The sequence below is a fragment of the Sinobacterium caligoides genome (assembly GCF_003752585.1).
Lineage (GTDB): Bacteria > Pseudomonadota > Gammaproteobacteria > Pseudomonadales > Sinobacteriaceae > Sinobacterium > Sinobacterium caligoides.
The window spans coordinates 270592-292549 of record NZ_RKHR01000006.1 but is presented as its reverse complement, the minus strand read 5'-3'; the positions used below and the strand labels follow the sequence as shown (position 1 = coordinate 292549).

18 protein-coding genes are annotated in these 21958 nt (G+C 51.6%); 4 read left to right on the top strand and 14 right to left on the bottom strand.

What is annotated here, in order from left to right; translation table 11 throughout:
• Window positions 1-136: 136 nt before the first annotated feature.
• Both EDC56_RS16215 and EDC56_RS16210 read left to right on the top strand, forming a co-directional pair.
• Window positions 137-1126, top strand: a complete 990-nt coding sequence (locus EDC56_RS16215) for a hypothetical protein (protein WP_123713621.1) — start codon at window positions 137-139, stop codon at window positions 1124-1126.
• 170 nt (window positions 1127-1296) lie between these two features.
• Window positions 1297-2634: a cytochrome P450 gene (locus EDC56_RS16210; protein WP_123713620.1), complete on the top strand. Its 1338-nt coding sequence runs from the start codon at window positions 1297-1299 to the stop codon at window positions 2632-2634.
• Between the two features lie 17 nt (window positions 2635-2651).
• Here EDC56_RS16210 and EDC56_RS16205 read toward each other — a convergent pair whose 3' ends face one another.
• Window positions 2652-3599 (bottom strand): glucosaminidase domain-containing protein, encoded by a 948-nt coding sequence (locus EDC56_RS16205; protein WP_123713619.1) that lies wholly within the window; start codon window positions 3597-3599, stop codon window positions 2652-2654.
• A 657-nt stretch (window positions 3600-4256) separates the two neighbouring features.
• Between EDC56_RS16205 and EDC56_RS16200 the strand changes: the two genes are divergently transcribed.
• The gene (locus tag EDC56_RS16200; RefSeq protein ID WP_123713618.1) at window positions 4257-6194 is read left to right on the top strand and encodes a polysaccharide biosynthesis protein; all 1938 of its coding nucleotides are present in this window, start codon (window positions 4257-4259) and stop codon (window positions 6192-6194) included.
• Window positions 6195-6302: 108 nt separating this feature from the next.
• Window positions 6303-6932 carry a class I SAM-dependent methyltransferase gene (locus EDC56_RS16195; protein ID WP_123713617.1) on the top strand — a complete coding sequence of 210 codons (630 nt, stop codon included), beginning with the start codon at window positions 6303-6305 and terminating at the stop codon, window positions 6930-6932.
• 8 nt (window positions 6933-6940) lie between these two features.
• Here the strand turns inward: EDC56_RS16195 and EDC56_RS16190 are convergent, their stop codons facing one another.
• The 13 genes from EDC56_RS16190 to EDC56_RS16130 all read right to left on the bottom strand — a co-directional run bounded on the left by EDC56_RS16190 (window position 6941) and on the right by EDC56_RS16130 (window position 21953).
• Window positions 6941-7717 carry a DUF2889 domain-containing protein gene (locus EDC56_RS16190; protein WP_148059440.1) on the bottom strand — a complete coding sequence of 259 codons (777 nt, stop codon included), beginning with the start codon at window positions 7715-7717 and terminating at the stop codon, window positions 6941-6943.
• A 95-nt stretch (window positions 7718-7812) separates the two neighbouring features.
• Window positions 7813-9267: a coniferyl aldehyde dehydrogenase gene (locus EDC56_RS16185; protein ID WP_123713615.1), complete on the bottom strand. Its 1455-nt coding sequence runs from the start codon at window positions 9265-9267 to the stop codon at window positions 7813-7815.
• A 95-nt stretch (window positions 9268-9362) separates the two neighbouring features.
• Complete coding sequence (locus EDC56_RS16180; protein ID WP_123713614.1) at window positions 9363-10373, bottom strand: TIGR03617 family F420-dependent LLM class oxidoreductase; 1011 nt, start codon at window positions 10371-10373, stop codon at window positions 9363-9365.
• A 195-nt stretch (window positions 10374-10568) separates the two neighbouring features.
• Window positions 10569-11117 carry a hypothetical protein gene (locus EDC56_RS16175; protein ID WP_123713613.1) on the bottom strand — a complete coding sequence of 183 codons (549 nt, stop codon included), beginning with the start codon at window positions 11115-11117 and terminating at the stop codon, window positions 10569-10571.
• An 86-nt stretch (window positions 11118-11203) separates the two neighbouring features.
• A complete protein-coding gene (locus tag EDC56_RS16170) occupies window positions 11204-11875 on the bottom strand; it encodes a response regulator (protein ID WP_123713683.1) in 672 nt (223 codons plus the stop codon).
• Between the two features lie 20 nt (window positions 11876-11895).
• On the bottom strand, window positions 11896-13260 hold the full coding sequence (locus tag EDC56_RS16165) for an ATP-binding protein (RefSeq protein ID WP_123713612.1): 1365 nt from the start codon (window positions 13258-13260) through the stop codon (window positions 11896-11898).
• 377 nt (window positions 13261-13637) lie between these two features.
• Window positions 13638-15467: a glutamine--fructose-6-phosphate transaminase (isomerizing) gene (glmS, locus tag EDC56_RS16160; protein ID WP_123713611.1), complete on the bottom strand. Its 1830-nt coding sequence runs from the start codon at window positions 15465-15467 to the stop codon at window positions 13638-13640.
• A gap of 58 nt (window positions 15468-15525) precedes the next feature.
• Window positions 15526-16908: a bifunctional UDP-N-acetylglucosamine diphosphorylase/glucosamine-1-phosphate N-acetyltransferase GlmU gene (glmU, locus tag EDC56_RS16155; protein WP_123713610.1), complete on the bottom strand. Its 1383-nt coding sequence runs from the start codon at window positions 16906-16908 to the stop codon at window positions 15526-15528.
• Between the two features lie 119 nt (window positions 16909-17027).
• Window positions 17028-17453 carry a F0F1 ATP synthase subunit epsilon gene (locus EDC56_RS16150; protein WP_123713609.1) on the bottom strand — a complete coding sequence of 142 codons (426 nt, stop codon included), beginning with the start codon at window positions 17451-17453 and terminating at the stop codon, window positions 17028-17030.
• 31 nt (window positions 17454-17484) lie between these two features.
• Entirely contained in the window at window positions 17485-18882 is a 1398-nt protein-coding gene (gene atpD, locus EDC56_RS16145) for a F0F1 ATP synthase subunit beta (RefSeq protein WP_123713608.1), read from the bottom strand.
• Between the two features lie 48 nt (window positions 18883-18930).
• The gene (gene atpG / locus EDC56_RS16140) at window positions 18931-19791 is read right to left on the bottom strand and encodes a F0F1 ATP synthase subunit gamma (RefSeq protein ID WP_123713607.1); all 861 of its coding nucleotides are present in this window, start codon (window positions 19789-19791) and stop codon (window positions 18931-18933) included.
• Between the two features lie 62 nt (window positions 19792-19853).
• Window positions 19854-21398, bottom strand: a complete 1545-nt coding sequence (gene atpA / locus EDC56_RS16135) for a F0F1 ATP synthase subunit alpha (RefSeq protein WP_123713606.1) — start codon at window positions 21396-21398, stop codon at window positions 19854-19856.
• Between the two features lie 18 nt (window positions 21399-21416).
• Complete coding sequence (locus tag EDC56_RS16130; RefSeq protein ID WP_123713605.1) at window positions 21417-21953, bottom strand: F0F1 ATP synthase subunit delta; 537 nt, start codon at window positions 21951-21953, stop codon at window positions 21417-21419.
• Window positions 21954-21958 lie beyond the last annotated feature (5 nt).

The window sequence follows — 21958 nt, the reverse complement described above, 5'->3', positions numbered from 1 at the left end:
CCGGCGCTGGGCGAACTCTTTCTTACTTTGATGATTTCTCCCTGTTATAGGTTTATAGCCTTTCGCTATACTTGAGCAACGGGGGGCCAACGGTGCTCCTGCCGTGCATCAGCCTACACCTGAATGGGATGTCATCATGAAAGCTCTGCCACGCTATCTCGGCCTCTGTATTACGCTGTTCTCCAGCATTGTCTGCGCTACCGGCGCCGACTACGGGATTATTCAACAGCCTGTACACAGCTCAGCACAGCGCATGAGCGAGAGTTTTCGACAACACCTCAAACAACACCCTGAGCTCCTCGAGATCAGCAACTACGATCACCGCAGTGCCGCCCAATACGCCGGTCTCGATCTCGGCACCAGTAACGTCGTCTTCTATCTTCCCCGCGAGCTCGCCCTCAACACCCTTCAACAACAGCCCCTCGCCGCCCTCGACGCGCTGCAAGCCATCGCCTTCATGGAGGCTGAGGATGGTAGTGTTAGCATGATCACCAACAGTGCCGACTACCTGCTAAAGCGCCACGACCTGTCACTCCGTCGGCTAGCGGCATGGCAGTCGATCAATCAGCTCGCAGCAGAGGGGGGTGGCAACAGCAAAGTACAACCAAGAGAAGGGTTAATCACCCGGCACAGCCCACTCCCCGTCGCGGCCATCCAACAAGCGCTGACGAAGCACATCGAACAAAGTACTCAACTGCAGCTCGCCGCCAGCATCAACTATGCAGACCTGCAACACGGCAGCAGCCAGGGCCTCCTTCCCGAAACCGAGCTGTTATTAATCGCCGCACCGATGCTCAGCGCTCCTCTGATCCAGCAGCAAGCCAGCCTCGCCGTCGATGTGTTCCCTGCGCGACTGCTGGTCCTCGATGATCCGCAAGGGGGCAGCCAACTTATCTACAACAGCCTGAGCTATGGCCTGCAACGCCACCAGCTTGCCCTCAATGACGCCCAGCTTGCCAGCCTAGAGCTACAATTTTCGCAACTCTGGAAACCATTATTAGACGCAGCCAAAGCTGTTCCCGAACAAACACAGGGCGAACGATGGCGATGGCTCTACTGGTTATTGGCCGTACTGTTGTTGATCGCCCTCATTGCCTATAGAAAGCATCGCGCTGAAGACCCTTAAGGCTAGTAATCCTATTGATAATGCAGCAGCGATGAACCACATCGCTGCTCAATACACCGCTTTTCGATACAAATCTCACCCTTTGGCGTCCGTTGTCTCTACAACTACTCACTATAAATAGGTAGACTTCCATTCTACTTTTAATAATTAAGTGAAGGCTGGGACGCGTCATGGGCATCAAACATGTGGACTTTATTGATTTTCAAACCAGTTACGAGAATTACTGTAACGAGTGTCGCGTCAGTGGCGAGCTAATCAAGCTGGATGTTCCCGGGGAGCTCAACATGTATGTCGTCAGCGACCACCCTGGAGTTAACGAGGTATTAAAGAACGAAGCCGGCCACATGGTGCATTTTGCCGACTTCTTCGAGACGATGGAGAAGGCCAGCGAAACCGATCAGAAGATTGGTGAGATTTTTTCCCGTAACCTCGGTAATAACAGCGGTATGCACCTCGAGTTGCGCAAGGATATCCGCAATCATTTCAACGGCGGCGGCGTCGATCAACACATCGGCTATATTCGTCAAACGATTGCCGACCTAGTCCCTGCCTTAGAGGCTAAAGCCAAGGCCAACAATGGTATCGTCGACCTCAGTAAAGACTTCACCATGCCGCTGACCTTTCTCGTTACAGCACATATTTTAGGCTTAGAGTTTGCTAATGACACGGAGAAAAAAGACGCCACAGAGTGGGCCGGCGAGGCTATTCAGTTAATTAACCTGATCGCCCCTGAAGAAGTAAAAATCAGTGCTCTGGCTGCCCACGACAAACTCTCGTCCTTCATCCTGCCGCAACTGCGCGCCTTTGTTGAAGATGAGGACAGCAGCAAACGCGATAACTGCCTCTTCTATGACTTCGCCAAAAAGCTGCGACTCGACAGCGAAAAGGAGTTAATGGTCAACTACATCGAGTTGGTCAATGGGCTATTTCAGGCCGGGCTCGGCGCCACCGGCAACTTCCTAGCACTGTGCCTCAACCTCGTGCTCAGCGGTGACGAGCACAACGACGCAGAAGAGATCAAGAGTTACTTCCTCGCATCGGAGAGGAGCGATGAAGAGAAGCGTGAGGCCATCGCCGAGTATATCCGTGTCGCACAAAAACAACTGGGCGGCATGCTACCGCGCTTCTCCAAACAGGGCGGACCACTGATGGGCCACCAAATAGAACCCAACAGCCTCATCTATATGAGTTTTATCTCCGCCAATCTCGATGAAAACGCCTTTGCCGAGCCGTTGAAAATAAACCCCGCACGCACCAAGATCCCAGCCGGGCTCAGCCGTCAACAGCTGAGTGAGCGGCGCGCCAAGCGGCAGGAGAAGAACGTCAGTTTCAGTTATGGGGAGCATATGTGTCCAGGGCGGCGCATCGCCCTGACGATCATTCGTCATGCCATGGATGAGCTGTTCGCGCTCTACCCCAACATGGAGGCGATCGACCTCAATATCCAATCCGAATTGTTTGGCAAACCGGCCGAGGTCACCTCGTTTAATATCAAACTCAACAACTAGCCGGAAAGCTCACACCATTAACTGCCTGTCGGAGCCTCTGGAGTAAGATAAACAGGTTCCATATCGCGCAGGTAAGACTGATCGGTCTGCTGCAGCTTATTGCTGCGGATCATGCCACTCAGCTCATTGACATAAGCCTGACCACGTTCAGAGTAATGATCGAGTGTCTGTACCAGCTCCAACCCCGTCAACGGCTTGCCCTGCCGACGCAGCTGCGCCCGCTTATCGCGAAACTTTTGATAGGCAGAATGAGTATTGAGGTTTTTGTAGTAGCCCAACACCGACTGTAGCGGTGTATCGAAGGCTGCGATACCGTAATTCCCCAAACTTTTACGTTGCTGTTTTGGCTTGATCGCCGCTTTTTTGTCCCAGGTCCACTGGCCGAACAGTGCGTTGCCCTCGGTAGCGAAACGTGAGGTAGCCCAATTACTCTCAATGGCTGCCTGACTCAGCGCCATGGAGGCCGGGACGATATCCACGCGCTGCAGTAGTTGGTCAATCTTAGCCAGCGTCGGCTGCTCGATGGGCATCTTGTATACTTTGCTGACCTGACCAACAAACTGCTGTTCCGAATGGCTCAGCGATTTGCCTGCAGCAAGGTCGCGGCGCACATCCAGCAGGCGGGTACGATCGATCATGATAGTCTCATTAGCCTTCAGCAATAAGGGCAGCTGGCTGGTGAAAAAGATTGTCTTCTTCTCCGCAACGGTCACCCCCTGGCTAATACCACCGGCCCACAACGTCGGTACCGCCTCCAGATAAATGCGCGCAATTGCATTGTCACCCTCACGCCACTGTCCCAACTTATAATCGTGGCTTTTCAAGATGGCGAGGTATTCATCGAGAGTATGAAAGGTCTGCACCTCGGCCTGCGCAGAATTCATGCTCAGCATCAAGCCTGCTGCGGCACCGCACAACGACAACACTATTACTGTACGACACCAAAAACGTTTAACCCACTGCATATATACGACCTACCCTCATTAAAACCTTCGCTTCAGTACAAGACTGAAAGTATCGAGCCAAAGATCAGCAGCGGCTGCAAGCCGTCAACATGATCAATAATTAACCGCCCGTACCATAACGTAATAAGCCTGCACGACACACTACCATTTGTTAATCTCGTGTTGTTCATTTGCTCAAGGGAAATAATTATTCAAGCAGACTCGACAATTTAACCTTCACCCTAATAGCAACACCTCACGAATACAGCCAAGCGATGTACAGCTAAATAGCTTTAAGCACTAGTTTATCTTAATGCAAGGTAAATATTTTATTTTCAATACCTTAATGTTGCTAGGTCTCAGCTTTACTTCGACGAGGGTTAAAAAACAGCCTCGAGATACTTTAGTCGCAGTTTAAACTTGCATACTTGAAGTAATTATCCCATACCTACATGTATCATGTAGGTATTGGCCTTTAGCTTTACAACAGCTTCAAAGTGAACAAACTTATTCCAACTGGTAGTCTAACTAGGTAGTAATTTATAAACTAGTAGTTGCGAATCGAGCTATAAGATACGAGGATTTAGTTGCCAAGTAACATAGTTTTAACCTCTGTTTTAATTTATGCTCACTGAATTTATATAGGTAACCATAATCATTCTTTACCGTATATTGTCTATGCCTCGGCCGTACAAACGCCTTATCAGTGTAGGGGCCGATTGTCTTTTCATTAGCATTGCTTTTTGGGGCGCTTATTGGTCACGGCTTGGCAATTTAGAGGTACTACACTCTACAGTAAACTGGTATGTAGTCTCAGGCACGATACTCATCACACTACTAGCTTTCGTCAAATTTGGTCTCTATCAAGCAGTCCTTCGCTATCTGACCTTTCACGCCTTACTTGTTGTTATCGTTGGCGCCCTTATTTCCATGCTAACGCTGACCTTTTTATCCTTCTTCTTCAATATACATATTCCGCGCACAGTACCAATCATCTATTTCGCCTTTCTTAGCCTGCTCTGCGGCGGTTATCGCCTCATTATTGGTGTATTAATCGCACAGAGCCTTGAGAAAGGCAGCGAGCCGGTGGTTATCTACGGTGCAGGAAGTTCAGGTAGACTGCTTTCTATGGCACTGCGTCATGCAGAGCGGTATCAAGTAAAAGCCTTTATCGACCATGACAAAACGTTAGAAGGCACTGTTATCCAAGGTATTAGGGTTTACAAAACATCTGCCCTCGAAAGTATTATTAAACGCAAAGGCGCACACAAAATACTGCTCGCCGTTCCCCGAATTACCCGTACTGAACGCAAGGCGATTATCGACAGTCTCGTACATCTGCCTGTCGAAGTATTAACCGTCCCCAGCATGAACGACATTGTCAGTGGCAAAGCAAAGATAGACGAGCTGCGTGATGTCCCCATCGAAGATCTGCTTGGGCGGGACTCGGTAGAGCCTCAACAATCGTTATTAGAAGCCAACATTAAAGGCAAGGTCGTCATGGTGACCGGAGCCGGCGGCTCCATCGGCTCAGAGCTCACTAGGCAGATCATTCGCCAGGGCGCTCGTAAACTTATCTTATTCGAACTGACAGAGTTCGCCCTGTATAAGATTGATAAAGAATTAAGCGCCATTGCCCAAGCTGAGGCAATTGATATCGAAATAATCCCCTTGCTCGGCTCTGTACAAAAACAGAATAGGGTCTTCGCTGCCATGCGCTCATTTGGCGTTCAAACGGTCTATCATGCAGCCGCTTACAAGCACGTCCCCCTCGTTGAATATAACGTTGTAGAAGGCCTTCGCAACAATATCTTTGGTACCTATTTCACAGCTAAGGCGGCCATAAATGCAGGAGTCGAGTCCTTCGTGCTGATCTCAACCGATAAGGCCGTTCGTCCCACCAATGTCATGGGAGCCAGTAAGCGCGTTGCCGAGCTCGGCCTGCAGGCTCTTGCCAGCCAAGAGCATAGCACCCGCTTTTGCATGGTGCGTTTTGGCAATGTACTCGGCTCCTCAGGCTCTGTCATTCCGCTGTTTACAAAGCAGGTTGCCGACGGTGGCCCCATTACCGTCACGCACCCAGATATCATTCGTTATTTCATGACGATACCCGAGGCCGCCCAACTGGTAATTCAAGCTGGCGCACTGGGCAAGGGCGGCGATGTCTTTGTACTCGATATGGGTGATCCAGTGAAGATTACCGACTTGGCAAAAGACCTTATTCGGCTCTCGGGCCTTGAGGTGAAATCAGAAGAGAACCCTAAGGGCGATATTGAGATTCAATTCACCGGCCTGCGCCCAGGCGAAAAACTCTACGAGGAGCTACTGATCGGCGATAATGTTAGTGAAACGGCTCACGAGCGTATCATGACTGCCTCCGAGAGCTTTTTAGCCCACGATGATTATACCGCCCTGATAGACCAACTCGATCACGCCTGCCACAACTTCGACCACGTGAAGATTCGTCAACTACTGTTAGACACTCCTGCCGCATTTGCCCCCTCCGACGGTATCAGTGATCTCGTCTGGCAGGCAAAACAAGCCGAGCAAACCATTCCAGACAGCGTATTTAGCGAACAAGAAAAAGCTAAGCTAGTCACTGTCACCAATAGCTAAGCTACTCGTATCGACAAGCATAGACACACTGCTATTTGGATAGAAAGTCCTCATTCGACTAAGTAAAGTTATTACCCTACTCAACAAGACAAATTACTCGGGTTCAACATGCCTCAAGATTCTCATACCGCCAGCACTATCAGCGAAAAAGTCTATGACTTAGAGCTACTTTCCCCACAGCACCCTGCGATCGAGCAACTGAAACAACAGCACCCGACCTCGATCCATGGCGACAAAGTCTGGGACGCCTGCTTTCTGTTGATTGATCATTTCAGAAAAAACCCACCACAAACCGGCAGCAAGGTGTTAGAGCTGGGCTGTGGCTGGGGCCTCGCAGGTATCTATCTCAGTAAGTATTATGGCTGTGTCGTCACTGCCGTCGATGCCGATGCCAACGTTTTTCCCTATCTGCAGCTGCATGCGACGGTCAACGACGCCAAGATCGATTGCCAGCAAAGTCGCTTCGAGCAACTCGAGCAAAAAGTGCTGGGAAGTTTCGACATTATCATCGCCGCCGACGTCTGTTTCTGGGACGAGCTAAGCGACATACACCAACAATTAATCGATCGGGCCATCGCCGCCGATGTCGAACAGATAGTCTATGCCGACCCGGAGCGCGAGCCCTTCGTGGAATTGGCGGAATACTGTGCCGAGCAACACTGCGCCCAAATAGAGCTCATCGAACTCGCCGGGCCACCAGCGGCACGCGGAGCCATCATGGTGATTAACAACGCCTAATATTCCCGCTAAAGGAAGCTAAGCAGCTGCTCGGGGTTATCGGTAAAATCTCTGGTGCCACCGGGAAGGCGCACCGCCTGTTCAATCACTGGCTGTGAGTAAGTGTAACAGACCCCCTGCATCGCCCCGTCTTCAATCGCCGCTCGACCGGCCATGTTATCGACCTCAAAGCGTCGTGCCTGAGCGACAAAGTAGGCTTTCTGCAATGCAAATGCCGCCTCCGCCGCATCGCCACTATAAGCTTCATCAGCCCATGCACTAAAGCCTTTAAACAGTGTATTACCATTCAGCAGTGCCGGCGCCTTTACTGTCCAATCTGCCACCCGCCACGACAGCAGCAGTTCTCCATCGAGATGGGCGGTGGCAAGCACTGGCTCACCCGGCTGTGGCTGGTCTGCCACGGTTAAATCCCAGAGACGTTCCCCCCCCCGTCGACAATGTACGATAGCCAGCGTCGCCAAGTCGAATAGGTGGGTGCATTGACTGGCAATATCGCTCTGCTTAACGACCTCTACTGCCCGACTGCCTATCGACACCCCCAACAGCGACTGTAGCGGCTCCACTGCCCCAGTACAGGTGCTAAAGGGCGCTCGTATCACCTCGGGAAGCAACCGTGTCACCCTTTCACCATCATGCTCAAGTCGTACCCTAAAGCCGTGGGCAATATCCTCTAGCTCGGCAACGACTGTGCCTTCATTAGCTATCAGACGAATTCGACGACGATAGACGCCCTCGCCATACGCCTCGTTTAACGGTGCTGTAAATTGTTCTGTCATCGATGACATAAGCTTACCCTCGGCGACCACTGACCTCTGTTAAAGTTGGAATAGCAACACCATGCAGACGGTGCATTACGTTATACCGCAGTTATCAACAGCCGCTACTTCTTAATCATCCCCTTAAGGGTCTTGTCACACTTATCGCCATAGGGCGGAATCATGCCGCCGAGAGCCTGTAGGTTAATCTTGGTCTGGGTATAGACCGAGCGAGCATGGGAGAAGGTCTTAAACCCCTCAATACCATGGTAGCTACCCATGCCACTAGGACCAATACCGCCAAACGGTAGGTCCTCACAACTAACATGGACTAATACGTCGTTGATGGTGACGCCCCCAGAGCAAGTGCTATCCAATACCTTTCGCACCTCCTGGCCATTCTTATCCCCAAAATAATACAGCGCCAATGGGCGAGGGCGGCTATTAATATAACTGATCGCTTGCTCTATCTGTTGATAACTTTTGATGCACAGCAGCGGCCCAAACATCTCCTCCTGCATCACCAACATCTCATCACTAGGGTCTACCACCAGTGTCATCGGTATCTTCTGTACGCCTTTCTGCTGACTAAAATCTTCATTAGCAGGATTAATCTCACGTACATCGCCCCCTTTGACCCTCGCATCCTCTAGGTAGGACAGCAGCCTCTGCTGGTGTCGCGGATTGATCACCGAGGTATAATCGGGGTTGTTTAACATACTAGGGAACATCGTCTTCACCTGCTCAACAAGCGCATCGATGAACCGTTCCTTTAAATCTTCAGGTACCAAGACATAATCCGGCGAGAGACAAACTTGACCTACATTCAGTGCCTTGCCGGTCATGATACGCTTAGCAGACTCTTCGATATCCGCCGCACTGGAGATAATCACCGGCGACTTTCCACCCAACTCCAGCGTCACTGGCGTGAGGTTCTCCGCCGCTGCACGCAACACGTGTCGACCGATACCAGTGGCACCAGTAAAAATGAGGTGATCGAGGGGCAGGGCGCTGAAGGCTGCACCAATCTCCGCGCCACCGAGAAAGCCCGCCACTTCATCACGCTTAAAATAACGCTTAAACAACTGATCCATCAGCTCTGCAGAGGCCGGTGTTACTTCTGAATACTTAATCACCGCGCGATTCCCCGCCGCCAAGATTCCGCACAGCGGCCCGATCACCGTACTGATCGGGAAGTTCCAAGTGCCCAGCACGCCAACGACGCCCTTGGGTTGGTATTCAATACGTGCCTTGGCACCGAACAAGCCCATCGGAAACGGTGCCTTACGCTTCTCCGGCTTCATCCACTTGGCAATCTGCTTTTTAGTATGTTTCAACGTCTCCAACGTCGAGTAAATATCGGCCATTAACGATTGGTGCGTCGAACGATGACCAAAGTCAGCACTCATTGCCAGCGCAAACTCATCCTTGTGATCATGAACCAACGTAATCAATCGATCTAGGCGCTCCATCCGCACTTCGGCAGCGACCTTGCCTTCTCGAACGTAGGCGAGACGCTGTTGCTCGACAACTTTCGCCATCTCGGCGGCACTTGGATTGATCATCTGTTGCACGGTCATGACGGTTTATCCTCATAATTTGTTGTTATTAGCTATACTTAAAAACTGTTTATAAGTTGTAATTTTCTATATTTATCAATACAAAAGGAGCTAAACTAACTCTCTAGCGCATCAATCATAGCTCGCTGTTGCTGCGCGTTTGTCCCCTGATAGGTGCACATCCAACTATCAATCAGCCCGCCGTAACGGCGCTGCAACTCTGCCGCAATATCATCAGGTCGCTCACAGATCACCGCGAAAGTGTTCAACATTTCATCATCGATCATCTCTGTCATCGCGACCCAGTCACCCTGCTTAGAGAGGCGAGTAAAGTGCGGCTGCATCTCTCCCCAATCATGTACCTCTAATACCCCACGGTAGGCGGGTGTGGAGCAGTAAAAGGCAATTTGGCTACGCACACGTAATACCGCTTGCTCGAACGCCTGCTCCGTATCACCGCTAGCAACCATAACCGGACAACAAATATCGAAGCCGTCACGCTGACGCTGTCTAGTCGCCAAACCTTTTTCAACATTGGGTAATGTCACTTGCCGCAGGTACTCAGCTGTAGTGAAACCATGAGCGATCAGGCCGTCTGCCACCTCACCGGCCACCTGCGTCATCAGTGGGCCGACGCCGGCCAGCTTCACCAGTGGAGCACCGAGTTGTTGCTTATCCTCGGCGGTGAACATCGGTGTCATCAGCGTGTGTTGGTAAAACTCACCGTTGTAATTGAGCGGCTCACCTTCGTACCAACAAGCCCAAATAGCCCGCATAGCCTCGATGAACTCCCGCATCCTTGCGGCTGGTTTACTCCACGGCATACTCATACGTCGGGTGATATGCGGTTTAATCTGCGAGCCAAGTCCCAGCACAAAGCGTCCGTTACTATATTGATTAAGGTCGTGAGCAATATTGGCAACACTCATCGGGTTGCGGGCAAAGGCAACCGCAATCGAAGTCATCAACTCTATCGTCTGACTATGTTCAGCCGCTAACAGCAGCGGCAAGAACGGGTCATTATTAATCTCAGCACTAAAGGCGCCTGTATAGCCACAGCTCTCAAGGTCTGCGATTGTTTCAGGCACTGCTCGTAGATCATCAATCAAACTGCCGTAGACACGCATGGTATTTCATCCAACACTGAGTAGCGGCCGAGAAGGGGGCGACGGACGCATAAATAAATGAACACTCAGTGTACCCAGCGTACGACCGAGCGTAGTCGCCAAAAGAGGCGATGTAGACGGATAAAGCCCTCCCTAAACGACAAAACCCCGTTAACCAAATGATTAACGGGGCTGCTTTATCTCTCTGGCGAGTAATTAGCTACCGTGTTTCGCTGCCTTATCGTGGCGGTGTTGTGCACGTTTTGTCTCTTGTGCTTTGAATGTTTCCATCTGCTCCGCGGTGAGCAATTTAGCAAACTTCGCCTCATGCTCAGCACGCTGTAGCTTCATCGCCTGCTGTCGCTCCGCGCGGTTCTCTTTCATCAGCTTCTTCACCTGCACCTGTTGCTCCGCGGTTAGGTTGAGTGCTTTGAAGCGCTCGCCACGATGATGCTGGCTTTTTTCCTGCTTCTGATGGTGCTGACGACGCTGTTCCATCCTCTGCTCAACCTGCGCGACCTGCTCAGGCGATAAGAAGCCCTGCAACTTCTTCACTGTCTCTTGCTGCTGTAGCTTCATATAGCGCTGCTTGGACTCACGGTTGTCCTTCATCACCTCTTTCATCTGCTTTTTTTGCTGCTCGTTCAATTCAAGCTTGTGCATCAAGCCGTGATGTTTGGCGCCATCGGCCGAGGTGCCGGCTACGGCGAAAATAGGGGTGGCAACAACGGCCGTCATCAATAGTGCTGTGAGTGTTTTCTTCATTGTGAGACCTCATCAATTAGTGGATGAGTAGAGTATCCCGAGTAATCTTGCAAACATTATGCAGCAATCGTGAAAGTGTGCACTTTTTACTCCGCCTCATACTTATAGCCCACACCGTAGACTGAGTGTATCAGCTCACCGTCAGCATAAACCTCGGCAATTTTCTTACGTAGCTTCTTAATGTGACTGTCGATAGTGCGATCGGAGACCACTCGATTATCAGTATAAATGCCGGTCATCAGCTGGTTTCTCGAATAGATCCTTCCCGGGTTATCTGCGAGATGCTTCAGCAACTGAAACTCAACCGCCGTCAACTCCAGCTTCACGCCCTGCAGCAGCGCACTGTAACTCAGCTCATCGAGGCTCAATAGTGACGATGGGGAGGGCTCTTCAGCTCCCCCTCGACGCAATACCGCCTTTACCCGTGCCACTACCTCTCTCGGGCTATACGGCTTACAGATGTAATCGTCGGCACCCAATTCGAGGCCCAGCAGGCGATCGATCTCCTCCACCCTGGCGGTGACCATAATGATCGGCGTATTGGCTGTCTTTCTAACCTCTTTACAGACCTCAAGACCATCAATACCCGGCAACATCAGGTCGAGCAACAATAGATCCGGCTGCAACTGCTGCCATAACTCCAGCCCGCGATCGCCACGATCGGCGATCGTCACTTGAAAGTCACTTGCCTGTAGGTAATCTCGCAACAGCGCCGCGAGCTTGGGTTCGTCCTCAACGACTAAAATGTGTTGCTGCATCATATGGCTATCACCTGCTTTTACTGTTCATCGATAAGCTTAAAACTGAATCGCCACGCGATACCTCCGAGCGGAGAGTGCTGTACACTCAACCGCCCCTCATGGGCCGCACAAATGTTGGCGACAATCGACAGGCCTAGGCCGCTACCGCCCTCGACCCGTGACCTCGATTGCTCCACCCGATAGAGCCTTTCCGTCAACCTCGGTAGCTCCTCATCACTCACCCCGGGACTGGAGTCCTGCCACTCAATCACCAGTCGATCATCCTGTTGATAAAGCTTTATCCACAGCTTTCCCGGTGCATCGGTATAACGCAAGGTATTCTGCATCAAGTTACTAAACAGCTGCCGCATCCGTGCCTCGTCAGCCCAGATCTGCTGTGACGATGACAACTCAAGTCGCAGATTAATAGCACGCTCCTCGAGCTCACCACGGGCACTGTCACAGACCTGCTGCACCACCTCCGCGACTGTCATCGGTAACTTGTGGTACTCCAGGGCTCCTCGATCGGAGTTGGCTAGCTCACGCAGATCATTGACGAGGCGGGTTAGTTGCCAGACCTCTTGCTTCAACGACTCGAGGCCCTGGCGAGAGCTCGGTCGCACACCGTCTATCATCGCCTCGATTTCACCGGTCACCACCGCCAACGGAGTCCGCAGCTCGTGAGCTATATCCGCAATCCAGTGTTGCCGCGCCTCTCTGTTTTGCTCTAGCGAGGTAGCCAGATTATTAATATCCATGGCTAAGGCCGCAATCTCCTCGCTGCTATCGGCCGCAATACGCACCTGGTAGTCGCCGGCAGCCATCGCTTGAGTCGCCACCGCCATACGCTTGAGAGGGCGTACCAACTGGGCGGCGATTAACAGTGCCAATAGTGCAGCAGATAATAATAAAAAGCCGCCTATCAACACTAGGTTGGCGGTCTGTCGCTCGATAAAGAGTCGGTCTAAGCGCGAAGCTATCTGCTTGTGTTGCTTGAAGGCCAGGTAGCCCACAGTCTGCTCGTCAACCTCTATCGGAATCAACAGCAGGGACTTAATATTTTTATAACTCGGGCCGGCAATCTGTCGCTTATCTCGGTCTAGTAAGTGGTATTTTGCTCCACGCTCACGACGATGATGTGTCGGCTCTCGCTTTGATGCTATTACGGGCGTTGGTGGCTCTAACTCGATAAACCTTGGCCGATGAACATAGCGCGGCCACGCGCCGTCCTCCGCCAGCGCCGAAAAACTACCATGTTGCTGATAGTAATCCGATAAATTGTCCACCAGCGTCGTCATCCGCTGCTGCTCAGACTTATTCACATAGTCTAAGAAACCGCTGCCGATACTCCAGCGACTCAGCAAAAACATCAACAAAACGATGACGGCATTGATTAGCAGCATCTTCACGAGCAATCTATATTTTAACTTATTCGACAGTTTCAATAGTCTGCACTCATGTTCCAGTACTAACCAAGGGGGGGACTCACTGCTAATATAACCGATATGGCTGCATGTAACGCCCAGCAAGGGCGAGTTCCTTGTTTATTTCACATTCTATCCAGCGTATCCAGCGGTCAAAAAAATAGCAATCGGCGTCATTAATTTAAGCCTGTGCTACGAGCTAAATAGCAGGCTTTCAAGCACCACCTTAACGAGCTTAGATGTAGGTATTTTTAAAAGGCTAATTAAGAATTAACGGGGAGGGGGTATCTTAATCGCTGCTTGGCCGCTCGAGAGTGCAAAAACACTTCCCGATACGTCCAAGCATGGTTGCCATATTACTCAACCGTAACCGATTTAGCCAAGTTGCGAGGCTGATCGACATCCGTGCCCTTCAACACCGCCACATGATAAGACAATAGCTGCAATGGAATGGTATAAATAATCGGCTCGATCACCGCAGGCACCGAAGGCACCTGAATGCTGATGATCCCTGGGCCAGTCTGTAAGCCTGAATCCACATCGGCAAAAACAAACAGCTCACCACCGCGTGCTGCGACCTCCTCAAGGTTAGATTTCAACTTCTCCAGCAGCTCGTTGTTTGGCGCCACAGCCACGATCGGCATATCCGCATCGACAAGGGCCAGCGGGCCATGCTTTAGTTCACCGGCAGGATAGGCTTCGGCGTGAATGTAGGAGATCTCCTTCAGCTTCAGCGCCCCCTCCATCGCCACCGGGTACTGAGCGCCACGGCCGAGAAATAGCGAGTGATTCTTCTCCGCAAAATGCTCTGAACTCTGCTTAATTGTTTCATCTAGAGTTAGCGTCTGCTCGATTAACTCAGGCAGCTGCTGCAACGCCTCGACCATCGTCGCTTCGGCATTGGCAGTCAGGCCGTGGCGACGCCCCAGCGCGATAGTAACCAGCAGTAGCGCTACGAGCTGCGTGGTAAACGCCTTGGTCGATGCGACGCCAATCTCGGTGCCGGCCTCCGTCATCAGCGCGAGGTCTGACTCCCGCACCAGTGAACTCTGCGCAACATTACAGATCGCCAGTGATGAGGCATAGCCTAACGTCTTCGCCAGACGCAGTGCCGCCAAAGTATCGGCAGTCTCTCCCGACTGAGAGATCGTCACAAACAGGCTATTCTTCGGCACCACAAACTTACGATAACGGAATTCCGAAGCCACCTCGACGCTACAGGGAATGCCGGCAATCTCTTCCAACCAATAGCGCGCCACCAAACCCGAGTGATAGCTGGTGCCGCAGGCAACGATCTGCACGTGCTCAGTCTTATCTAAGATCAGCTTAGCCTCGGCGCCAAATGCTTGCTCGAGAATCTTATCTTTGCCAATACGGCCCGCTAGTGTATTCCTAATCACCGTCGGCTGCTCGAAGATCTCCTTCAACATGAAGTGACGATACTCGCCTTTATCGGCGGCATCGACCTTATCGCTGATCGATAGCGTGGAACGAATAACCGGCTGGTCACTCTCATCCCAGATCAAATAACCCTCAGCGGTCACACAGGCGATATCACCCTCCTCGAGATAGACAAAGCGATCGGTCACCTGACGCAGCGCCAACTGATCAGAGGCGAGGAAGTTCTCACCGATACCTACCCCTATCACCAGCGGGCTACCCGAGCGCGCACAAACCACCTTTTCTGGCTCGGCGAGGCTAATCACCGCGAGACCAAAGGCGCCCTCTAACTCTTTGATAGCCGACTTAACCGCCGCCAAGAGATCGAGCCCCGATTGCATCTTACTGTCGATCAGATGGACGACCGTCTCGGAATCCGTCTGTGAACTAAAATGGTAGCCCATGCCCTGCAGCTGCTGACGCAACTTCTCGTGATTCTCGATAATACCATTGTGCACGAGCGCAAGGCGGTCGTGCGAGGTATGCGGGTGGGCGTTTTCCTCACTGGGTTGGCCATGAGTAGCCCAACGGGTATGAGCGATACCGGTGCAGCCCGGTAGAGCTGACTGCTCAAGCGCCTTCGCTAACACTTCCACTTTACCTAAGCGTTTACAGAGGCCAACCTGGTCACCATCAATGACAGCAACTCCGGCCGAATCATAGCCTCGATACTCTAAACGTCGTAAACCCTCGACAAGAATATCACTGACTTCCCGTTTCGCTACTGCGCCAACAATGCCGCACATAGATTATTCCTTCTCAATTAATTAACCGTGATCACAAACAGCCACACAGAGGTAGCAATCACTTCTTAACCGGTCTTTTCCATCCGGCAATATTTCGCTGCTTGGCACGCGCCACCGCCAATTCACCTGCGGCAACATCACTGGTCACCGTTGCACCAGCCCCCACAGTAGCTCCGTCTCCCACCTTAACCGGTGCTACCAACGAAGAGTTGGAGCCGATAAAGGCGCCATCACCTATCTCCGTTTTCGACTTATTCACACCGTCATAATTGCAGGTGATCGTACCGGCACCAATATTAGCACCTATCCCCACCTCGCAGTCACCAATATAACTCAAATGGTTGACCTTGGAGCCCTCACCAATGATCGCCTTCTTGGTCTCGACAAAGTTGCCGATCTTCGCCTTGTTGGCCAGCACGGTACCAGGGCGCAAACGTGCGAAGGGGCCAATATCGCAGCCCTCTGCGACCACCGCCTGTTCCAGTACACTGTTGGCCTTAATCACCGTATTATCACCGATCTCACTATCGCTAATAAAACAGTTGGGCTCAATCACAACATTATCGCCAATTGTTACCTTGCCGACGAAGACACAGTTTATATCGATACTCACATCACGACCGGTAGCCAATTCACCACGGATATCGACACGTGCGGGATCGAGTAGCGTCGCCCCATTAAGCATCAGGCGCTGCACCTGCTGGCGTTGATAGCAACGCTCGAGCTCTGCCAATTGCACTCGATTGTTAGCCCCCATCACCTCATCGACTGAGGCCGGCTGACTCGCTATGACTGTCACACCGTTTTCGGCGGCGAGGGCAATCACATCAGTCAGGTAGTATTCACCCTGAGCATTATCATTGGAGAGCTGAGGCAGCCATTGCTTGAGATGCTTTGCCGCGACGGCCATTACCCCGGTATTCACCTCAGAGACTAGACGCTGCTGTTCGTCGGCGTCCTTCTGTTCGACAATGGCGATCACATTCGCAGAGTCATCGCGAATAATGCGTCCATAACCCGTCGGGTCTGGCATCTCGACAGTCAAAAGAGCCATCGAATTATCGCTAACATCTTTGATCAACTGCTGAAAAGTATCTGCCTCGATCAGTGGGCTATCACCGTAGCAGATCAATACCACGGCATCATCATCGAGGTTAGGCTCTGCCATCTGTACCGCATGACCGGTACCCAACTGCTCCAACTGTTCGACCCACTCAAGGCTCACCTCCGAGGCAAACTGTTGACGCACCTGGTCGGCACCGTGACCAATCACCACCGCCATTTTATTGGCACCGATCAGCTTACAGGTATCGATCACGTGGCCCACCATCGGCTTACCTGCAACGGGATGCAACACCTTAGGTTTAGTGGATTTCATGCGGGTGCCCTGGCCGGCAGCCAAGATAACAATTTGAAGATTCACGGTGCGATCCTTATCCATCAAAAGACTGTAACTACGATATAGCCACAGTGTAACCGTTTCATTTGGAATAAAAAAAAATTGATAAAAAAAAGGTGGCTAAAGCCACCTTTTTTTTCGTTTGCGTCAGGGTTTGGGTATTACTTACCCATCTTACGCTTGATCTGCTCAATGGTACGTAACTGCGCAGCAGCCTCGGCCAATCGAGTCGCCGCACGCGAGTAATCGAAATCACCCGCCTGGTTAGCAATTTCAGACTGTGCCTGTTGCAACGCTTGTTGCGCCGCAGCTTCATCGACGTCACCCGCACGAACAGCTGTATCGGCCAAGATTGAAACCACACCGGGCTGTACTTCAAGATAACCGCCGGAGATGTAATAAACATCTTCCTCACCGTCAGCCTTACGCACACGAACAGGGCCAGGGGTTAGCTTAGTGAGTAGGGGGGCGTGGCCGTAGCCTACTCCCAACTCACCAATCGCACCCGTCGCCACTACCATCTCAGCTAGTCCGGAAAAGATTTCTTCTTCCGAGCTAACAATATCGCAGTGAATAGTCATCGCCATTAGCTTTGCCCCTTAAGGATAAAGACTCTAATTAAAGAGCCTTCGCCTTTTCAGCGGCTTCTTCGATGGTACCAACCATGTAGAAAGCCTGTTCAGGTAAGTCGTCATACTCGCCAGCCAAAATAGCTTTAAAGCCCGCAATGGTATCTTTTAGCGGTACATACTTACCAGGAGAGCCAGTGAAGATCTCGGCCACGTGGAAGGCTTGAGACATAAACTTCTCAATCTTACGTGCGCGGTTAACCGCCTGCTTATCATCTTCAGACAATTCATCCATACCAAGAATGGCGATGATGTCCTTCAGCTCTTTATAACGCTGTAGAATGGTCTGTACACCACGAGCAACATCATAGTGCTCCTGACCGATGACCAGTGGATCGAGCTGACGTGAAGTCGACGCCAGTGGATCGATCGCCGGGTAAATACCCTTAGAAGCAATCTCACGGCTCAACGATACGGTCGCATCAAGGTGCGAGAACGTCGTCGCCGGGCTCGGGTCAGTCATATCATCCGCCGGTACGTATACCGCCTGGATCGACGTGATAGAACCTACCTTAGTCGAGGTGATACGCTCCTGTAACACACCCATCTCTTCCGCTAGCGTCGGCTGGTAACCAACCGCTGAAGGCATACGACCCAGAAGTGCCGATACTTCGGTACCCGCCAAGGTATAACGGTAGATGTTGTCAACGAACAACAGAACGTCACGACCTTCATCACGGAACTTCTCCGCCATGGTCAAGCCAGTCAGGGCAACACGTAGACGGTTTCCTGGTGGCTCGTTCATCTGACCATAAACCATCGCTACCTTAGAGTTGGTAGGCTCTTTCAGGTCAACAACCCCTGACTCTTCCATCTCGTAGTAGAAATCGTTACCTTCACGAGTACGCTCACCGACACCGGCAAAAACCGATAGACCAGAGTGCGCCTTAGCGATGTTGTTGATCAGCTCCATCATGTTGACGGTCTTACCAACACCGGCACCACCAAATAGACCAACTTTACCACCCTTGGCGAATGGGCAGACAAGGTCGATAACCTTGATGCCTGTTTCCAATAGCTCGTTAGTCGAAGACTGCTCGGCGTAGGTCGGAGCCTTACGGTGGATAGAGGCACGCTCTTGCTCACCGATAGGGCCACACTCGTCGATAGGGTTACCCAGTACGTCCATGATACGACCAAGGGTTTCTTGGCCCACTGGTACCTGAACAGGGTTACCTGTGTTAGAGACTTCCAAGCCGCGCTTAACGCCCTCAGAAGAACCCATGGCAATCGCGCGTACCACGCCGTCACCCAACTGCTGCTGTACCTCTAGAACCAAGTTTTGCTCGGTTACTGTTAAGGCGTCATACACCTTAGGCACAGAATCGCGTGGGAACTCAACGTCGATAACCGCACCAATTACTTGTACGATACGTCCGTTACTCATTTCCGGATCCTCTTTAATTTCTCAAGTCGATTGCTAGTCATGCGGGGCCTATACAGCCGCCGCACCACTAACGATTTCTGACAATTCTTGGGTGATTGCAGCCTGACGAGCCTTGTTGTAAACCAACTGAAGGTCGTTAATCAGGTCACCTGCGTTATCTGTCGCAGCCTTCATCGCAATCATTCGCGCCGCTTGCTCACAGGCCAGGTTCTCTACAACGCCCTGGTAAACCTGTGATTCAAGATAGCGAACCAACAACCCATCTAGGAGCTCTTTTGCATCGGGCTCATAAATGTAGTCCCAGTGATGCTTATAATCAGCTTCATCGGCCGCCTGTAGTGGCAATAACTGCTCTACAGTAGCGTCCTGGGTCATGGTGTTGACGAATTTGTTAGAAACCACAAATAGTTTGTCAATCTTGCCTTCGCTGAAGGCGTCCAACATCACTTTTACAGCACCGATTAGATCGGCAGCCTTAGGCGCATCGCCCAGGTCTTTAACAGCTGCGACGACATTACCGCCGTAGCTATTAAAGAAGCTCTGTGCCTTGCCACCCACGACGCAGAGGTCGATCTCAACGTCCTGCTCAGCAAACGTCTTCATCGAAGCAACCGTTTTCTTGAACAGGTTAATGTTGAGACCACCACAGAGGCCGCGGTCAGAGGATACAATAATGTAGCCTACGCGCTTCACATCACGCTCGGTCATAAAAGTGTGTTGGTACTCGGGTGTGGCGTTGGCAATATGCCCTACCACAGCTCGAATGCGAGCGGCGTATGGCTTACCTACTGCCATACGCTCCTGAGCGCGTCTCATCTTACTCGCCGCAACCATTTGCATGGCATTGGTGATTTTCTGAGTGCTCTGGATGCTCGCTATCTGAGTACGTATCTCTTTTGCGCCAGCCATTATGCTTGCCTTTTCTGGTTTAAGTGGAAGCTAGATAACACACCCCGAAGGGTGTGTTGTCATTACCAAGTTTGCGTCGCCTTGAATTTCTCAATGGCAGACTTAAACGTGGCCGCGATGTCATTATCGTATTTACCGCTCGCATCGATCTCATTCATCAGATCGCTGTGCTCGGCACGCATGTATGACAACAGCGCCGCTTCGAAGCTACCAATCTTGGCAACTTCTAAACCGTTAAGGAAACCTTCGTTGGCTGCGTAAAGAATTACGCCCATGTCAGCGATGGATTGTGGCTCGTACTGCTTCTGCTTCATCAGTTCAGTAACCGCGGTACCGTGCTCTAGCTGAGCGCGGGTAGCGTCATCTAGGTCGGAGGCGAACTGGGCAAAGGCCTGCAGTTCACGATACTGAGCGAGAGCCAGACGGATACCACCGCCCAACTTCTTGATGATCTTAGTCTGAGCGGCACCACCAACTCGAGAAACAGAGATACCGGCGTTCATCGCTGGGCGAATACCCGCGTTGAACAAGTTCTCTTCTAAGAAGATCTGACCATCGGTAATCGAGATTACGTTGGTCGGTACGAAAGCAGAAACGTCGCCACCTTGAGTTTCGATGATCGGTAGAGCGGTCAACGAACCGGTTTTACCTTTCACTTCACCGTTGGTGAACTTCTCTACGTAGTCGGCGTTGACACGCGAGGCGCGCTCTAGCAAACGTGAGTGTAGATAGAAAACGTCACCTGGGTAAGCTTCACGTCCTGGTGGACGCTTAAGAAGCAGTGAGATCTGACGGTAGGCCCAAGCCTGCTTAGTCAAATCATCAAAGACGATCAGAGCATCTTCACCGCGGTCGCGGTAATATTCACCCATCGCACAACCGGCAAACGGTGCCAGATACTGCATCGCTGCAGGGTCAGAAGCGCCGGCGGCGACGATGATGGTGTGCTCCATAGCACCGTGTTCTTCTAGCTTGCGTACGACGTTAGCAATGGTTGATTGCTTCTGGCCGATGGCAACGTAGACACACTTGATGCCGGTACCTTTCTGGTTGATGATCGCATCGATCGCCAGCGCGGTCTTACCGGTCTGACGGTCACCGATGATCAGCTCACGCTGACCACGCCCGATGGGTACCATCGAGTCAACCGACTTGTAACCCGTCTGCACAGGTTGATCGACCGACTTACGCTCGATAACACCGGGAGCAATCTTCTCGACCGGTGCAGTCTGCTTGGTCTCAACAGGACCCTTGCCATCAATTGCCACACCGAGAGTGTCAACGACACGGCCTTGAAGCTCAGGACCGACCGGTACTTCCAAGATACGACCAGTACACTTACATGTCTGACCTTCCTGTAGTCCCTGGTAGTCACCGAGGACGATTGCACCGACAGAGTCGCGCTCAAGGTTCAGTGCCATACCGTAGACACCACCGTTGAATTCGATCATTTCTCCGTACATCACGTCAGCGAGGCCGTGAATACGAATAATACCGTCAGATACACTGACGATAGTGCCCTCATTTTGGGCTTCTGATTTCACATCGAGAGACTCGATACGAGATTTAATAATTTCGCTGATTTCAGAAGGATTCAATTGCTGCATGCTATATCCCTCAAACCCCTAAGAGTTCATTGCTTCGGCTAGCTTACTGAGCTTGCCACGGATGGAATCATCGATCACGGTATCGCCTGCGCGTACCACTACACCACCAATCAAGCTGCTATCAACAGCGGTGGTCATCGACACTTCACGTTTCAACGTGCCAGTCAGAGCTTTTGCCAGTTTATCAGTAGTAGCGCTATCCAATTCGAAAGCACTGGTGACTTCAACATCGACGCTCATTTGCTGCTCAGCTTTCAACGTATCAAATAACGCTGAAATTTCTGGCAGCAAAGGCAGGCGCTTATTCTCAGAGAGAACGTTGATGAAGGCCTTCACTTGATCGGTTAACGCGTCGCCGCAGACCTCGACAAAAGACTGCGCTTGCTGCGCAGTGGTCAACGATGGCGAGCCCAACAGCTTCTGCACCGGCTCTTCGCCGGTAATTGCCGCTGTCAGGGCCAACATAGTCGACCATTGGTCGAGTTCACCTTCACCAATCGCATATTCGAATGCGGCCTTGGCATAAGGTCGAGCTAAGGTTGTCAATTCTGCCATGACGC

Excerpts from the sequence above, each read along its gene's own strand:
- EDC56_RS16130 (WP_123713605.1), bottom strand. The coding sequence starts at position 21,953 with ATGGCAGAATTGACAACCTTAGCTCGACCTTATGCCAAGGCCGCATTC.
- glmS (WP_123713611.1), bottom strand. The coding sequence starts at position 15,467 with ATGTGCGGCATTGTTGGCGCAGTAGCGAAACGGGAAGTCAGTGATATT.
- EDC56_RS16210 (WP_123713620.1), top strand. The coding sequence starts at position 1,297 with ATGGGCATCAAACATGTGGACTTTATTGATTTTCAAACCAGTTACGAG.
- atpG (WP_123713607.1), bottom strand. The coding sequence starts at position 19,791 with ATGGCTGGCGCAAAAGAGATACGTACTCAGATAGCGAGCATCCAGAGC.
- EDC56_RS16200 (WP_123713618.1), top strand. The coding sequence starts at position 4,257 with ATGCCTCGGCCGTACAAACGCCTTATCAGTGTAGGGGCCGATTGTCTT.
- EDC56_RS16195 (WP_123713617.1), top strand. The coding sequence starts at position 6,303 with ATGCCTCAAGATTCTCATACCGCCAGCACTATCAGCGAAAAAGTCTAT.
- EDC56_RS16175 (WP_123713613.1), bottom strand. The coding sequence starts at position 11,117 with ATGAAGAAAACACTCACAGCACTATTGATGACGGCCGTTGTTGCCACC.
- EDC56_RS16180 (WP_123713614.1), bottom strand. The coding sequence starts at position 10,373 with ATGCGTGTCTACGGCAGTTTGATTGATGATCTACGAGCAGTGCCTGAA.
- EDC56_RS16185 (WP_123713615.1), bottom strand. The coding sequence starts at position 9,267 with ATGACCGTGCAACAGATGATCAATCCAAGTGCCGCCGAGATGGCGAAA.
- EDC56_RS16165 (WP_123713612.1), bottom strand. The coding sequence starts at position 13,260 with ATGCTGCTAATCAATGCCGTCATCGTTTTGTTGATGTTTTTGCTGAGT.
- glmU (WP_123713610.1), bottom strand. The coding sequence starts at position 16,908 with ATGGATAAGGATCGCACCGTGAATCTTCAAATTGTTATCTTGGCTGCC.
- EDC56_RS16205 (WP_123713619.1), bottom strand. The coding sequence starts at position 3,599 with ATGCAGTGGGTTAAACGTTTTTGGTGTCGTACAGTAATAGTGTTGTCG.
- EDC56_RS16150 (WP_123713609.1), bottom strand. The coding sequence starts at position 17,453 with ATGGCGATGACTATTCACTGCGATATTGTTAGCTCGGAAGAAGAAATC.
- EDC56_RS16215 (WP_123713621.1), top strand. The coding sequence starts at position 137 with ATGAAAGCTCTGCCACGCTATCTCGGCCTCTGTATTACGCTGTTCTCC.
- atpA (WP_123713606.1), bottom strand. The coding sequence starts at position 21,398 with ATGCAGCAATTGAATCCTTCTGAAATCAGCGAAATTATTAAATCTCGT.
- atpD (WP_123713608.1), bottom strand. The coding sequence starts at position 18,882 with ATGAGTAACGGACGTATCGTACAAGTAATTGGTGCGGTTATCGACGTT.
- EDC56_RS16170 (WP_123713683.1), bottom strand. The coding sequence starts at position 11,875 with ATGCAGCAACACATTTTAGTCGTTGAGGACGAACCCAAGCTCGCGGCG.
- EDC56_RS16190 (WP_148059440.1), bottom strand. The coding sequence starts at position 7,717 with ATGTCATCGATGACAGAACAATTTACAGCACCGTTAAACGAGGCGTAT.